Origin of the sequence: Halomarina pelagica (assembly GCF_024228315.1) — an archaeon.
Lineage (GTDB): Archaea > Halobacteriota > Halobacteria > Halobacteriales > Haloarculaceae > Halomarina > Halomarina pelagica.
The window spans coordinates 1,056,982-1,071,451 of sequence record NZ_CP100454.1; the positions used below are offsets into that span (position 1 = coordinate 1,056,982).

General features: G+C 65.9%; 12 protein-coding genes. 4 read left to right on the forward strand and 8 right to left on the reverse strand.

Annotated features, from left to right (window positions below; translation table 11 throughout):
• The first annotated feature begins 97 nt into the window (after positions 1–97).
• Entirely contained in the window at positions 98–1,492 is a 1,395-nt protein-coding gene (locus NKI68_RS05615; protein WP_254545726.1) for an FAD-binding oxidoreductase, read from the forward strand.
• A gap of 676 nt (positions 1,493–2,168) precedes the next feature.
• Here the strand turns inward: NKI68_RS05615 and NKI68_RS05620 are convergent.
• The 3 genes from NKI68_RS05620 to NKI68_RS05630 all read right to left on the reverse strand — a co-directional run bounded on the left by NKI68_RS05620 (position 2,169) and on the right by NKI68_RS05630 (position 5,651).
• Entirely contained in the window at positions 2,169–3,521 is a 1,353-nt protein-coding gene (locus NKI68_RS05620; RefSeq protein WP_254545727.1) for an ATP-binding protein, read from the reverse strand.
• A gap of 632 nt (positions 3,522–4,153) precedes the next feature.
• A complete protein-coding gene (locus NKI68_RS05625) occupies positions 4,154–4,777 on the reverse strand; it encodes a hypothetical protein (protein WP_254545728.1) in 624 nt (207 codons plus the stop codon).
• Positions 4,778–4,781: 4 nt separating this feature from the next.
• Positions 4,782–5,651: a DUF4747 family protein gene (locus NKI68_RS05630; protein ID WP_254545729.1), complete on the reverse strand. Its 870-nt coding sequence runs from the start codon at positions 5,649–5,651 to the stop codon at positions 4,782–4,784.
• 521 nt (positions 5,652–6,172) lie between these two features.
• On the opposite strand from NKI68_RS05630, the gene NKI68_RS05635 reads away from it, so the two are divergent.
• Entirely contained in the window at positions 6,173–7,192 is a 1,020-nt protein-coding gene (locus tag NKI68_RS05635) for a phosphoribosylaminoimidazolesuccinocarboxamide synthase (protein ID WP_254545730.1), read from the forward strand.
• A 21-nt stretch (positions 7,193–7,213) separates the two neighbouring features.
• On the opposite strand, the gene NKI68_RS05640 is transcribed toward NKI68_RS05635, so the two are convergent.
• A complete protein-coding gene (locus NKI68_RS05640; RefSeq protein ID WP_254545731.1) occupies positions 7,214–8,203 on the reverse strand; it encodes a formyltetrahydrofolate deformylase in 990 nt (329 codons plus the stop codon).
• A 173-nt stretch (positions 8,204–8,376) separates the two neighbouring features.
• Here NKI68_RS05640 and purS point away from each other — a divergent pair, with 173 nt between their 5' ends.
• Together purS and purQ are read left to right on the forward strand one after the other, a co-directional pair.
• Positions 8,377–8,628: a phosphoribosylformylglycinamidine synthase subunit PurS gene (purS, locus tag NKI68_RS05645; protein ID WP_254545732.1), complete on the forward strand. Its 252-nt coding sequence runs from the start codon at positions 8,377–8,379 to the stop codon at positions 8,626–8,628.
• Complete coding sequence (gene purQ / locus NKI68_RS05650; protein ID WP_254545733.1) at positions 8,625–9,311, forward strand: phosphoribosylformylglycinamidine synthase I; 687 nt, start codon at positions 8,625–8,627, stop codon at positions 9,309–9,311. The genes purS and purQ overlap by 4 nt, the downstream gene beginning before the upstream one ends.
• Positions 9,312–9,426: 115 nt before the next feature.
• Here the strand turns inward: purQ and NKI68_RS05655 are convergent, their stop codons facing one another.
• The 4 genes from NKI68_RS05655 to NKI68_RS05670 all read right to left on the reverse strand — a co-directional run bounded on the left by NKI68_RS05655 (position 9,427) and on the right by NKI68_RS05670 (position 14,443).
• The gene (locus tag NKI68_RS05655; RefSeq protein WP_254545734.1) at positions 9,427–9,573 is read right to left on the reverse strand and encodes a hypothetical protein; all 147 of its coding nucleotides are present in this window, start codon (positions 9,571–9,573) and stop codon (positions 9,427–9,429) included.
• A 443-nt stretch (positions 9,574–10,016) separates the two neighbouring features.
• Positions 10,017–10,472 (reverse strand): HVO_A0114 family putative DNA-binding protein, encoded by a 456-nt coding sequence (locus NKI68_RS05660; RefSeq protein ID WP_368410932.1) that lies wholly within the window; start codon positions 10,470–10,472, stop codon positions 10,017–10,019.
• Complete coding sequence (locus tag NKI68_RS05665; protein WP_254545735.1) at positions 10,453–10,797, reverse strand: toxin-antitoxin system TumE family protein; 345 nt, start codon at positions 10,795–10,797, stop codon at positions 10,453–10,455. The genes NKI68_RS05660 and NKI68_RS05665 overlap by 20 nt, the downstream gene beginning before the upstream one ends.
• Before the next feature lie 61 nt (positions 10,798–10,858).
• On the reverse strand, positions 10,859–14,443 hold the full coding sequence (locus NKI68_RS05670) for a tetratricopeptide repeat protein (RefSeq protein WP_254545736.1): 3,585 nt from the start codon (positions 14,441–14,443) through the stop codon (positions 10,859–10,861).
• Between the last annotated feature and the right edge of the window lie 27 nt (positions 14,444–14,470).

The window sequence follows — 14,470 nt, forward strand, 5'->3', positions numbered from 1 at the left end:
GGTGACGACCTCGTGGTATCGACGGTGCTGGAACGAGGGAGTACCACATCCCGTGAGGAACCATTATGTTCTCGTGACGCCTCCCGGCCGGTCGACCATGGCTGCCGAGAGCCTCCCCGACGAGACGGCGGTGGCGGCGTTCAGAGACGGGTTCCGGGGGCTGGTGCTTCGCCCGGACGACCCGGGGTACGACGAGGCGCGGGCCGTCTGGAACGGGATGATCGACCGGCGTCCGGCGCTCGTCGCGCAGTGCGCGGGCGTGGCCGACGTGATCGACGCGGTGACCTTCGCGCGCGAGCAGGACCTGCTCGTCGCGATCAAGGGCGCGGGGCACAACATCGCCGGCAACGCCGTCTGCGACGACGGCCTGGTGATCGACCTCTCGGGGATGCGGTCGGTCAGAGTGGACCCGGAGGCGCGGACGGCGCGCGTCGAACCGGGGACCACGCTCGGGATGCTCGACCGGGAGACCCAGGCGTTCGGCCTGGCGGTGCCGACGGGCATCAACTCCACCACGGGGGTCGCCGGGCTCACGCTGGGCGGCGGCTTCGGCTGGCTCTCGCGGAGGGACGGACTGACGGTCGACAACCTGCGCTCGGTCGACGTGGTGACGGCCGACGGGGAACTGCGCCGTGCGAGCGAGCGCGAGAACCCCGACCTCTTCTGGGGCATCCGCGGCGGCGGGGGCAACTTCGGCGTCGTCACCTCATTCGAGTTCGACCTCCATCCGGTCGGGCCGGCGGTGCTCGCGGGCCTGGTCGTCCATCCCCTCGCTGACGCCCCCGAACTCCTCCGGGCCTACCGCGAGTTCGTCGCGGACTCGCCCAGGGAACTCACGGTCTGGTTCGTACTGCGACACGCGCCGCCCCTCCCGTTCCTTCCCGAGGAGGTCCACGGGAGCAAGATACTGGTCTTCGCGGCGTGCTACGCCGGCGACCCGGACGAGGGCGAACGACTCGTCCGGCCGCTCCGCGACCTCGGCGACCCCATCGCCGACGTCGTCGCCCCTCAGCCGTTCGTCGAGTGGCAGCGGGCGTTCGATCCGCTGCTCACGGAGGGCGCGCGCAACTACTGGAAGTCGCACAACTTCACCGACCTCACCGACGGGATGCTCGACGTCTTCGTCGAGTACGCGGAGACGATGCCCGCCGTCGAGTCGGAGGTGTTCGTCGGCCAACTGGGCGGTGCCGTGAACGACGTCCCCGCCGACGCGACGGCGTACCCCCACCGCGACGCGGCGTTCGCGACGAACGTCCACACGCGCTGGACCGATCCGGCGATGGACGACGAGTGCATCGCCTGGGCGCGCGACCTCCACGGCGCGCTGGCCCCCCACGCGACCGGCGGGGCGTACGTGAACTTCATCAGCGAGCGCACGGGCGAGGAGCACGTCGCCTACGGGGCGAACTACGACCGGCTGGTCGAGATCAAGAACGAGTACGACCCGGACAACCTGTTCCGGACGAACCAGAACGTCGAGCCGACGCTATAAACTACTCCACTCTACTTGTTCATGGCTTCTTCTCGCGGGTTGAAGGTCCACTTGAATGGTTCGCGGAACGACGTTTCGCACTATCGCCGTTTGCCTCATTGTGGGGGCTTTCACGTATACTCACGTTCTGGCCGCCGGTAGCAGACTGGTACTTGTCCTTCATGTTCAATGTCCCTCGATCCAGGCGTACGTTCACAGCCGTGTCTCTACCTAACAACGTTTACGTCGAACGGAGATACTTCAGACCGATGTTCTTCGCTACGTTGTTGTCCAAGTGAACTTCGAAACTGTAATTTTGGCGACAGTAATGTTTCTATACTTGACGATTCTCATGAAGCGTCGTTCCGCGCTTGGAACATCGTTGGGGTGTAGACAGAATTCACCTGTTCAACCGAGATATTGGCCACTTTGTATTTGACGTACTTGAACAGAAAACCGATTGCCATACATGGTCTGTGACGCTGTTAATGGCCCACAGAAACTCGGAGATACTTCCGTGGAGATGGTTAGCGTCGGTGCCAACCACGCCGAGTTTGACGGGGATTGTGCGATGTACCTCTATGATGGTTAATATCTCAATTATAGATATAGTGATAACGATTACATGGGGGTGTTGGCTGGCGGACGCTCGGCAGTTGATACGCCCCAGGTTGGCTTCTGTTCATGGCGAAAGCCGTCAGTCGTTGGCCGCGAGGTAAATCAATTCCATCTCTCGGAGGCGTGTGCGGCCGGTCGGATCGTCCTCGTTGAGAAGTTCGTCAACCACATTCGCAATCAGTTCCTCGGGGTCTTCGTCTCCGGTCCCGTAGACCAACTTACGCACCGAGTACGAGGTGTTGCTGATCTTCACGGTGTCGCCTACGTACTCGGCGACTCGATGATGGATCGCCTGGTTGCATTTCTCCTCGAACCTGCTTGCCTCCGAACTGTAGTACTTGCTACCGTATGTGTCGTTGATCTCCTGCAAGTAGGAACGCTTACCGAGAATGAGTAGGATGCGCTCCAACGGACATATAGTTGTGCCGTCGACATCCTCGGCGATGACCCTCTCAAGTAATTCGTCAATGTTTCGTTCGTAGTGCGTAAGCCAGTATGTCCCGTGCATATAATTCCGGAGGCTAGCACGGACGAGGAACTCGATCTTTTGCTCTCCCTCATTATCGAGGTCGATGCTATCCCGCTGAGCGAGGAACTCGTACAATCCGCGACGCTGGTACTCGAAACCACCAGAGCCTTTAGACCCCTTCACGGCTGTCTTCAGCTCCTCGTCGATGGATTTCGGCGCATCCATCGTTACAAGTTCTCTGACCGGGACACCGTCGTCGGACTGGGTGACGTTTAGGTCGAGATTAGCGAGTTGGTCGTCCGGGATACCGACAACCTGCGAGAGGCCTTGTGTCAGTTCCTGGATCTTCCCAGTAATCAGCTCTTCGCGGTAGCGCATCATGCCGGCGAAGTCGTCGCTGTCCATCCGAGTTGTTCGTGATCCGTCTCGGATGTACGCCTGCCCTTCGTAGATGAACGCCGACCCGTCGTTCTTGCGGAGGGTCTTCTCTATGACGAGGGGAACCTGTTCGCCTTGTCGGATGACGATGACCCCACCACGGTCCCCATCTCTCTCCAATTCGAAGACCTCAAAGTTTGGAGAGGGAGACACCTTATCGGCAAACACGTCCCGGAGGTGTGCGTCGTCTACGTTGAGGATTTGGTCGCCGCCCATCGGCTCCCGATGCTGCATCCCGGTGAACTGACCGTCGTCATCGAAACCAACGAAGAGGTACCGGAATCGGGCCGGAGTGCGGACGTTCGCAAGTGCCGAGAAGTGCTTCATCAGCGTCGCCTGCCGTTTCTTGTCGTGGTAAGGTGGGTCAGCCGAGATGTAGAGATCTTGTTTGAAGTCTAGAATCATTCCTTCATCAGGGATTTCCTCTTCGATGAAGCTGATAACTGACTCATCTGACCGCCCCGAAGCCTCAAGTCTTGCATAGAGAACCTCGTGCCACGCCGATTCGCCTTCTTCCTCGGTCATTAATGTCGAGATGCAGTTGAGACTACAAAAACCATCTTGTATGGAATGTTCGTGGAGGCAATCTATGTATTCGGGGGATCATGGACTGATGCCAAGTCCTCCCCCTAACCGTCTTGCCTGTAACATTGAGCGAGTCCGGAATTGGTGAAACGACGACCACAGGTATACGTCCGGGTTGAACTCTGACGTTGGCGAAAAAGCGAACCGGTATCCTACGATGAGTATGTCCGGATGGTGTATACCGAGAAACGAATCACGGAGTAAGAGATGGAGTGGAGATTTGGACTCGTCTACACCGACAATTCAAACCGCGAAACTGAACAGATGATCCGCCGATGGATGCCGATATGCTCGATCCCTATGTGGATGAGACCGGGATTCTCACGTGCTATCACTGTCGATACGAAATCGGTGGCGGTCACGCCAGCGACTGCCCCAAGCCATGTCGTGATCTGAATCCCCCGGATGAGTAGTCACGTTCGCAGTACCTACCATCGTCATTGTGGCGGAGGGCCCCATCTACGCCATTTGCCGGCGGGTGATGCGCTAGTGATGACGCTGACTACAGTCAGCGTAAAGGCGCTCGTTTTCCTCGTCCTCCCAACTTTTTGCTTGTTTCGTAAAACTGATGATTATTGGTCCCGCTTTTTCTGCTTCTCCAACTCATTGAGCTGTTGCCGCACCCGTAGTAGCTCCTCGTCGCTCAACCGTTCGACAGGGTTTCTCTTCCTACCTTCGTCCTGTTCAAGTGATTTCTCCACGAACTGCTTAACGAACTCACCGCGTTGGAGTGCGTAGCTGCTAATAAGGCCTACTAAGTCGAAGAGCGCAAACAACATATAGACGAAGAGCGCGATGAGGCATATCATCGCGAACGGGTGGTAAACCACCTGTAGCGTCAGCGTGAATAACAAGACGGCTATGGGGAGGACGAGGTTGTACTGGAAGATCGTGAGGACATTCTCGAACTCGCCAATGTCCTGCCAAGCGTAGAGGAAGAGCCGGTCGGTGAACGACGTAATGATCGTGAGCCCGGTGAGGACGATTGCGAATAGCGTCGCCGAGACCGTGGCGAATGACGAGAGGATACCGATGGCCTCTGACTCGGCAACACTGCCGTCCATCACGATGAAGACCGCAAAGAATGCGACTACACCGGCTAGCGTGTCCCAACTCAGGACAAGCCGCTGTGGCCCCAGTTTGATGAGGCGCTTGATGAGGCTTGGTTCGTACAGGTCGCCTTCTTGTTCATTCATCATATCAATCTTCCAACTTGTCTAACGCATCGCGAACCTCGGCCAGCAAGGTCCGCCTGTTGAACTCATCATCGTCGGCCATATCGACTTCGGATTCTATTGGCTTCTCGTCCGTCGTTACCCGCTTCTCCTCTCCCAGCTCGTCCTCGCCCTCGATAGTCGCCGATCCGTATCCTTCCTCCGCAAGATTCAGGCCGCCGTCGAGGAGGGCGTCGCCCTCAAGGTTAATACCCTCGTCCTCGTCACCATCACTCTCGCCATCAAATAGGAGCCGGTCGATACCGCTGTCGGCGAGGAACTCATGCATCGGCCTCGAACTGTTTGTACTATCAGGGTTCGGGGGGGTGAGGCTGGAAAATCGGACACGGGTGATCTTTTTTAGTTTAGCGATCTCCTCGCGTACCTCCTCTTTGTCCACCAACGGCGAGGCGGAGATTTCCTCTTCCCTGTTGTAGTAGGAGTTGAATGCGGCCCGCAGTATGCGGAACGGTGCCTTCCTCCCAATATCTCGCCGGAATTGGAAGGCCATCACGGAGCTTCTGAGATCAATGACGAAGAACGAGACGACCGTGTCGTCACGCCTGACTTGTCGGAACCCCCTGATATCTTCGTCGGGCTCCCGACCGGTTTCCTCTGTCTGCTTGCCGAGACGTGCAGCGATGTAGTCCTCGCCCTCCTGCACATCGCCAAAGTACCATGTGCCCTTGTTGGTCTTCTCCGCCATGTCTGTACCCTGCAGGAGCGCATTGACGTTGGTCGAAAAGTCGATTACCTCGCGGAGAGCTGCCCTCCGGCGCTCAATGGCATCCCGCTGATCGACGTAATGCGAGAGTTTTCGCTCGAAGCTCAACCGAGCGAACCGGATTGTACTCATATAACGAGACATGGTATAACTATCTATATGATATTTTTGCTTATTGATGGGGTTTTGAATAGGTACTAAATGCTCACTTCACATCGAGACTGGAGTCAATACCGGTCACTGTAAATACCGGTGTGGTCCGCCTTCCCCTTGACTGCAGACATGGCGACGTCTCGTAAGATGCGATGTGTACCGTCTACCGACACAAAATAGGGCAAACGTCACCTTATTTACTGTGACTCTGTCCGTGGAGCGAAAGTTGGAGTGCAACCTCCCTGCCGCTCTTACATTCTCGTGAGTTTCGTCCCAAAGTCCGGACGCACTAGAACGTTGAACCGACGGTCTGACCCCCGAACGCCCCTCTGTCCGATTCCAGTCTCTCGGTCTCGCCGCCGGTCGTCGGTGTTCGATGCACGTTTTCGATGATACCGAACCGACCGGCGATAGAGATATACACGAAAATGCTCAAAATCTGCGGTCGGGGCGGGTCGGCATGGAAACCGCTTTGTACCGCCCGTCGGGACCCCCACCTGATGACGAGCGTCAAGGAGTTCCGGGTGGAGGAGGCGGCGACCCCGGAGCGGCTCGGCCGCGGCGCGTTCCGGTTCACCGACGACTACTCCGTGTTCGACTGGGGGAAGATGCCCGACGAGATCCCGGGCAAGGGCGCGGCGCTCTGCGCGATGGGCGCGGCCAACTTCGAACTGCTGGAGGAAGACGGGCTCCCCACGCACTACCGGGGCGTGGTGGTCGAGGGTGAGGTCGTCCCGCTCGAGGAGGCCGCGCGACCGCCCCGCGAGATGGCGATCGACCTCACGCAGGTCCCGGCCCTCCCTCACGAGGGCCGGGACTACGACTACGACGCCTTCCACGCCGCGGCGGGCGGGAACTACCTGATCCCGCTGGAGATCGTCTTCCGCAACACGGTCCCCGTCGGCTCTAGCCTCCGCTCGCGGGGCGACCCGGCGGACTTCGGCCTCGACCGCGAGGCGTGGCCCGACGAGCCGGTGGCCCTCCCCGAGCCGGTCGTGGAGTTCTCGACGAAGTACGAGGAGTCGGACCGCTACCTCTCCCGGGAGGAGGCCGACCGCATCGCCGGGCGGGCGAGCGTCGCCGACCTCGAATCGATCGCGCGGGAGGTGAACGCGCTCGTGACCGAGCGCGCCGCGGCGGCGGGGCTGACCCACGAGGACGGCAAGATCGAGTGTCTCTACTTCGACGGCGAGGTGCGCGTCGCCGACGTGGTCGGTACGTTCGACGAGAACCGCTTCTCCTACGACGGCCAGCAGGTCTCGAAGGAGGTCGTCCGCCAGTATCACAAACGGGAGCAACCCGAGTGGGTCGAGGCGGTGGCCCGCGCGAAGGAGGAGGCGGAGGCCCGGGACGTCGCCGACTGGCGGACGCTCTGTGCGCGCGACCCCGAACCGCTCCCCGAGGGCGTCCTCCGTGCGGCGAGCGACCTCTACCGCGCCGGCGCGAACGCCTACCTCGGGCGCGACCTGTTCGACGCGCCGCCGCTTTCCGAGGCGGTCGAGGCGGCGCGGGAGCTGTAGCGGTTCTCACCCCGTCGCGACTCAGTCGTCGTCCGATCCGGCCTCGACGCCGGCGGTCGCCCCCTCGCCCTCCCGGTCGCGCTTGTTCGCGTCCACCGGCGTCTCGGGGTTGGCCGCCTGCGCCTCCTCGGGGAGGCCGAGCTGGTAGTCCCCGTCGGCCTCCTCGCGGAGGTGGGTGCGACCGTGGTAGACGGCGAGCGCCCCGTCGAGGTGGAGCTTCACGGCCTCGACCAGCGCCTCGGCTTCGAGGGGCTGTCCGCGGGCTTCGAGTTCCTCGACGGTCGCGCCGTCGGGGACGTCGAAGGCGCGCTGGGCGACGACCGGTCCCTGGTCGAGGTCGGTCGTGACGTAGTGGGCGGTGACGCCCGCGATGCGGACGCCCTCCTCGCGGGCCTGCCGGTACGCCTCCGCGCCGGGGAAGGCGGGCAGGAGCGAGGGATGGACGTTGATGATGCGCCCCTCGTAGCGGAAGACGACGTTCGGTCCCAGGATGCGCATGTAGCGCGCGAGCACCACGAGGTCCACGTCGTGCTCGTCGAGCACGTCGATGAGCCACTCCTCGTCGGGCACGCCCGCCCCGTCGCCGACGTCGTAGAAGGGAATGTCCGCCGCCTCGGCGACCGGCGCGAGGTCGTCGTGGTTGCCGACGACGACGCTCAGTTCGGCGTCGATCTCTCCGGCGTCGCGGGCCGCGATCAGCGCCTCCAGACAGTGGGACTCCTTCGTGACGAGCACGGCGATGCGGCGCGTCTCGCGGTCGCTCGGGAAACGCACGCGGATCTCCTGTCCCAGCTCCTCCCCGAGGTCGTGCAGCGCCTCGCGGAGCGTCTCGGGTTTGACGACCATGTCGCTCGTGTCGACGTGGAGGGTCATCCGGAAGACCCCGTCCTGGACCGCCTGGTCCAGGTCCTCGACGTTGACGCCGCGCTCGAACAGCAGCGTCGTCACCCGCGCGATGATGCCCTTCTTGTCGCTCCCGATGACCGTGACCTCCGTGAGGTCGCTCGTCATCGGGGTACCTCCGTCGCTCGGCCGGCGGACTCGCTCATGTTCCCCCGAACGCTCCCGGACGATGAAAAACGCGACGTTCCGCGCAAACTCGGCGGCGGGCACGGATGGACACGTTCGTGCACACCAGTGCGACAACACAAGCGTTTTGATGCACGACCGCGGTCATTCGACCGATGACCGCCTACACGGCGACCGTCACGGTCAGGCTGAAGCGGGGCGTCCTCGACCCGGAGGCCGAGACGACGAAGCGCGCGCTCTCCCGCCTCGGGTTCGAACTGGAGGGGCTCCGGTCGACCGATCGCTACGAGGTCGACCTCGACGCCGAGAGCGCGGACGCGGCCGCCGCCCGCGCCGAGGAGATGGCCGAGCGCCTGCTCGCGAACCCGACCATCCACGACTACGAGGTCAGCGTCGAGGAGCGATGACGACGGTCTCGATCCTCCAGTTCGGCGGGTCGAACTGCGACCGCGACGCCGAGCGCGCGCTCGAGTACCTCGGGATCGACGCCGAGCGCGTCTGGTACGAGGACGGCCTGCCCGAGGACGCCGACGGGATCCTCCTGCCCGGCGGTTTCTCCTACGGCGACTACCTCCGAGCCGGGGCGATGGCCGCCCGCGCGCCGGTGATGGAGGCGGTGCGCGCCCGCGTCGAGGCGGGCGTCCCCGTCCTCGGGGTCTGCAACGGCGCGCAGATCGGCTGCGAGGCGGGGTTGACCCCCGGCGCGTTCACCACCAACGCCAGCGCGCGCTTCCAGTGCGAGCGCGTCCGCCTCCGCGTCGAGAACGCCGACACGCCCTGGACCCGCGCCTACGACGAGGGCGAGGTGCTCTCGATCCCCATCGCCCACGGCGAGGGTCGCTTCGAGATCGACGAGGCGGCGTACGACCGTCTCGTCGAGGAGGACCGCGTCCTGTTTCGCTACTGCGACGCCGACGGCGAGGTCACCGACGCGGCGAACCCCAACGGCTCCAGGGGCAACGTCGCGGGCGTCCTCGGCGAGCGCGACACCGTCGCCGTGCTGATGCCCCACCCCGAGCGCGCCACGCTCCCCGACCTCGGCGGGACCGACGGCCAGGGGATCCTGCGCGGGTTCGAGAACGGCGCGTAGGTCCGTCGGGCCTCTCCGATCCCACCCCGTACCCTCAATCCCTCACGCCCCGTATCCCCACCCTGCACGCCCCTCCCCGTATCACGCTGCGCCGCCCGCACCCTCCGCGTCGCAGTCACCGCCGGAGCCGCGAGGGGTCCGCCGTCGCGGCGACGACGGCCAGCAGGACGCTGACGACGCTCGCGAGGCCGACCGCGATGGGCAAGAACGACCCCGCGACGACTATTCTGGCGGTAACGCCGTCGACGTTCGTTCCATCCATCAATAATTCTATCGTGGTGACGTAAATCGGGCCGCGTGGCGGACTACGCGCCCGCTCGATCGCCGCAGTCGTCGGTCACCGTTCGCTCGAAGCGCTGACGGGCGGCCGGCCGCCGGCGAACTCGACCGGATCGACCGTCCGTCGGGCAGGTGTCTGCGGTAGTGCGGTGCGCCGGGGCGATCGGAGACGTCGTCTCTGATACCCGGACCGTCGTCGTCCGCGGCGTCGGCAGTCTCGGCGTCCTCGTCGCCGGATCGGTCACCCCCCCTCGCGGACGCACGGCGCGATCGCCTCGCGTTCGGCGACCGCCTCCGACGCGTCGCGGAGCCGATACCGATCAGTAAGAACAATCCTGCGGTGATGATTCGCGAGGTCACGTTATCAGTGTCTGTTCTATCCCTCGGACAACACTATCGTAGTGCGGTGAGCGGCTCGTGTCGGGACTATACACCCGCCCGATCGCGCGCTGGCTGCCGCTCGGGACGGTTCAGCGGCAGGTCGACCTCGATTCGGTCGTACCAGACGGTCGGGCGCTTCGACCGGCCCACTTGCTCGAAGTCGAGCAGACCGAGCGCTTCGAGTTCTTCGAGGTTGCGATGGACCTGTCGGACGTCGCGGTCGACCAGCCGGGCCGTCTCGCGGATGCTGTCCGGTCGTTCGGCGACGAGCACCCGTAGCAATTCGAGCGTCTTCGGCCGAGTGACGCGGTGGACGTCTTCGGCGTCGCGATAGACGCACTCGAAGTGCGGGTCGGGTGTCTCGCCGCGGTCGACGGCCTCGAGTGCGTCGAGTAGCCCCTCCTCGTCACCCTCGCGGTAGCGGATGTACATCACGCGGTCACCGTCGGAGCGGTCGGTGTCGGTGGCATCTGTGTCGGAGTTAGTCCCATGGTTCGTCATAGTCGTCGGTCACCTCTCGCTTGAAGCGCCGATAGAGCGGTCGGACGCCGGTGAACTCGACCGGATCGACCGTCCCATCGGGCTGGTGTTTGTGGTGGTGCGGTGCGCCGGGATGATCGGGAAAGTTATCGTACCGGATAACCGTGCCGTCGTCGTTTGCGACCTCGGCAGCCTCGGCGTCCCTGTAACCGTACTGCATCCCGTATTTCACCCCGTCAGGGTACCGCGTAGACGCAGGGACGGACCACACGCGAACGTCGGCGAACGTCTCGCCGAAGTCTTCACGGCGCTTGATCAACAACGTCGCCGCGCCGTCCTCCGCCATCGTCTGTCGCTATGGGCCATACCGTGTTAACTGTTGTTGTCGATAACAACACCGGCGGCGTTCACCCCTCCTCGCGGACGCACGGCGCGATCGCCTCGCGTTCGGCGATCGCCTCCGACGCGTCGAGGCCGTTGCGCTCGGCCAGCGTGATCGCCTCCTCGCACTGGGCGAGCGCCTCTGGCGCGTCGCCGAGTTCGGCGAGTGCGTCGGCGAGGTGGAGGTGGGTATCGACGACGTCCGGAACCGCGCCGATGGCGGTGAACGCGGCGAGGGCCGCCTCGTGGCGCTCGCGGGCGACCTCGTGCTCGCCGCGGGCGGCAGCGAGCAGTCCCAGTTCGACGAGCGTCCGGGCCTCGCCGTACCGGTGGCCGCCGTCGCGACACCGCGCGAGGCTCGCCCGGAGGCGCTCGCGGGCGGTCTCGAACGCGCCGCGCTCGCGGGCGAGCCGACCCAGCAGGCGGAGGGCCTCCGCCTCGCCGCGGACCTCGCCGCTCTCGCGGTAGCGCGCGAGGCCGCGCTCGGCGTACTCGGTCGCGGCTTCGTCGTCCCCCCGGCGGTGGGCGACCCGGCCGAGGTTGACGAGGCTCTGGGCCTCGCCGATGCCGTCGCCGATGTCGCGGCGGTGTTCCAGACTCCGCCGGTAGCGCGACTCGGCGGACGAGAGGTCGCCGCGCCGCCGGTCCACGTCGCCGAGTTTGTTCAGGCAGTGGGCGATCCCCTGCGTGTCGCCGACGTCGCGGTAGGCGTCTAGCCCGCGCTCGTGGTACTCGACGCTCGCGTCGAACTCGCCGCGGAGCTGGGCGACGTGGCCCAGGTTGTGCAGGCAGTTGGCCTCCCCGAGTCGGTCGCCGATGTCGCGGTACGTGTCGAGCGCCTGCGTGAGGGAGCGTTCCGAGGCGTCGAGGTCGCCGCGCGTCCGCCAGAGGTTCCCCAGGTTGTTCAGCGTGTCCGCCTCCGTCCGTCGGTCGCCGGCGGCGCGGTAGTGATCGAGGCAGGACCGGTAGTGGTCGACGGCGGACGCGAGGTCGCCCAGCGAGTCGAGGATGGTGGCGAGGTTGAACTGCGCGTCCGCCTCCGCGCGGCGGTCGTCCATTGCGCGGTAGCGCTCCAGGCAGTCCCGGAGGTACGCCTCGGCCACGTCGAGGTCGCCGCGCGACCACGCGACGATGCCGAGGTTGTTTGTCACGTCGGCCTCGCCCTGCTCGTCGCCCGCCGCGCGGTAGGCGGCCAGGCTCCGCTCGTAGAACGACTCGGCGTCGTCGAACTCGCTGCGCCGGAGCGCGACGGTCCCGCGAAACTTCAGGCTGCGGGCGTGGAGGATCGCCGCCTCGGCGTCGTCCGCGCCGTCGGCGAGCGAGGCGAGGTACTCGAACTCGCGCTCGGCGGCGTCGAGGCGGCCGGCGCGCAGCGACATCTCCCCCCGCCACTGCGTGCAGCGCACCGCCAGTTCGGGCGAGCACGCCGCCGGGAGGTCGATGCGCGAGTAGGCGCTCGACCCGTACAGCGGCGCGAGTCCCGGCCGCGAGAGGCCGAGTGCGAACACCCGCTCGACGGTCGCGTCCGCCCACTCGCCCGGATCGGCGGAGATCCCCCTGATCGCGGGTGCCGCGCCGTGGAACTCCCACTCGATGCGCGCCCGGCGCGTCTCGTCGTCGGCGAGCGACAGCAGGGCGGTCACGACGCGACCGAACCGGCGTTCCGCGGCGTGCTCTCCCTCCTGCTCGGTCAGGTGGCGGAGGAACAGCGCCGACCACGATTCGTGGACCGAGCGGTACGGCGCGTCTCCCCCGTCGTCGACGCGCCCGAAGATGACCCGTCCGTCCAGCAGGTCGAGCGCGTCGGCGACGGCGTCGTGATCGTCGTCCGCCGCGAGCGCGTGGACGAGGTCGGGAGAGACGCCCACGTCCGCGGCGTTGAGGAGGTTGACGAGCGTGCCGACGTCGAGCGCGCGGTCGCCCGCATCGCGGAGGCGGTCGTACGTCCGGCCGACGTCCTCGGTGAGCGTCGTCGGCGTCGCGCTCCCGTAGGAGGCGAGCGGGTCGACCGACAGCGCGAGGCGGTGGAGCACGACGAGCAGGTCGGCGGGGTCCCCGTCGTCGCCCCCGTCGAGGCCGTCGAGCAGGTCGTCTACCGCGAGGTCGACGCGCCGCCCCGTCGTCGCCTCGAAGTGCCGGACGAACCGCTCGCACTCGGTGGCGGTGAGACCGGGGATGCGGACGCGCTCGACCGCCTCGCTCCGGTAGTCGGCGACGCGCGCGTCCGGCGGGAGGGCGGAGGGGTCCTCCCACTCCCGCTCGCGCGCGTCCACGAGGAGCGACACCGAGGGGTCGTCGCGGTACTCGGCCAGCGCGCCGAAGACGGCGACCGCCTCCTCGCGGAGGGCGTCCTCGACGACCACGAGCGCGTGGCCGTCGGTCCCGTCCAGGTACGTGCGGAGCGCGCCGACCGAGGCGAACGCCTCACCGGTGCCGCGCTTGCGGTAGAGGACCGGGCCGTGACCCGCCTCGAACCAGCGGTGCGCGACCGTCTTGCAGACGGTGCTCTTGCCCGAGCCCGGCGGGCCGACGAGCGCGCGGTCGCCGCCCGCCCGCAGGTCGTCGAGCAGGTCGTCCGCGAGGGAGCGCCGCTCGCCGTCGCGGACGTACGTCCGGTTCACCGCGTACCCCGCCGCCACCTCCGCGAGGTCGAGGCCGGTGCGCCAGCTCGTCGTCGGCGGGGCGGGCGAGCGGGCGGCGAAGTACTCGTCGGTGAGTTCGACGAACCCCTCGCGTTCGAGGACGCGGCGGTCCTCGCGCTCGTCGCCGCGCGTCGCGTCGCCGGGGGAGGCGGCGAGGCGACGCGTACCGGGGGCGAGCGAGCTGGCGGCGTCCGTGACGTCGGTCGCCGCCCCGCGGACGCGCTCGACGTAGCCCGTCGCCCAGTCGAGGGCGGCGTCGGCGTCGGTGCGGTAGACGCCGCTTCGCGCGCCGCCGTCGTAGGTGACGCAGACGGCCGCGCGGGTCCAGTCCCGTCGCTCCGCGACGAGGAGGGTACAGGGCGGCGTCCGCTCGCCGCGGGCGACGCTCGCGCCGCCGTCGGCCAGTTCGCGGAGCGTGTCGGGGAACCGGCGACACAGCGTCTCGTGGAGGTCGGGACCCACGACGAGGTCGAGCGCGATCGAGCCGTCCGCCACGCGCTCCTGGAACAGCCCCAGCAGGCGCGGGTCCGCCACGACCGGGACGACGGCGGTCAGGCGACTCGCCGACGAGACGCACTCGCGGAGCATCGGCGGCAGTTCGTACGGCGTGAGGTCGTCGGTCGGCGCGCGCTCGACGCCGACGAGCACGTCGGGTCGAACGCCGCAGTCGTCGGGCAGCGACCGGAGCAGGTCGACCGAGTCGACGATCGCGCCGATCGTCTCGACGACGTCGCGGTACTCCTCGACGGCGAGCCGCCCCGCGAGCGAGGCGGTGTACCCGCCGTCGGTCCGCTCGACCAGCCCCTCGAGTTCGAGTTCGCGCAGCGCCCGGTCCACCGTCGAACGCGAACAGTCGAGCCCCTCGACGAGGGCTCGCTTCCGGCGCGGACCCCCACTGAGGCGCTCGAGGAACGCCCTTCGACGCCGAAGCAGTCGAACGAACTCGTCGTCCGCGTCGCGCTCGTCCATCCGTCTAGGCTGTTCCGAGGAACCGAC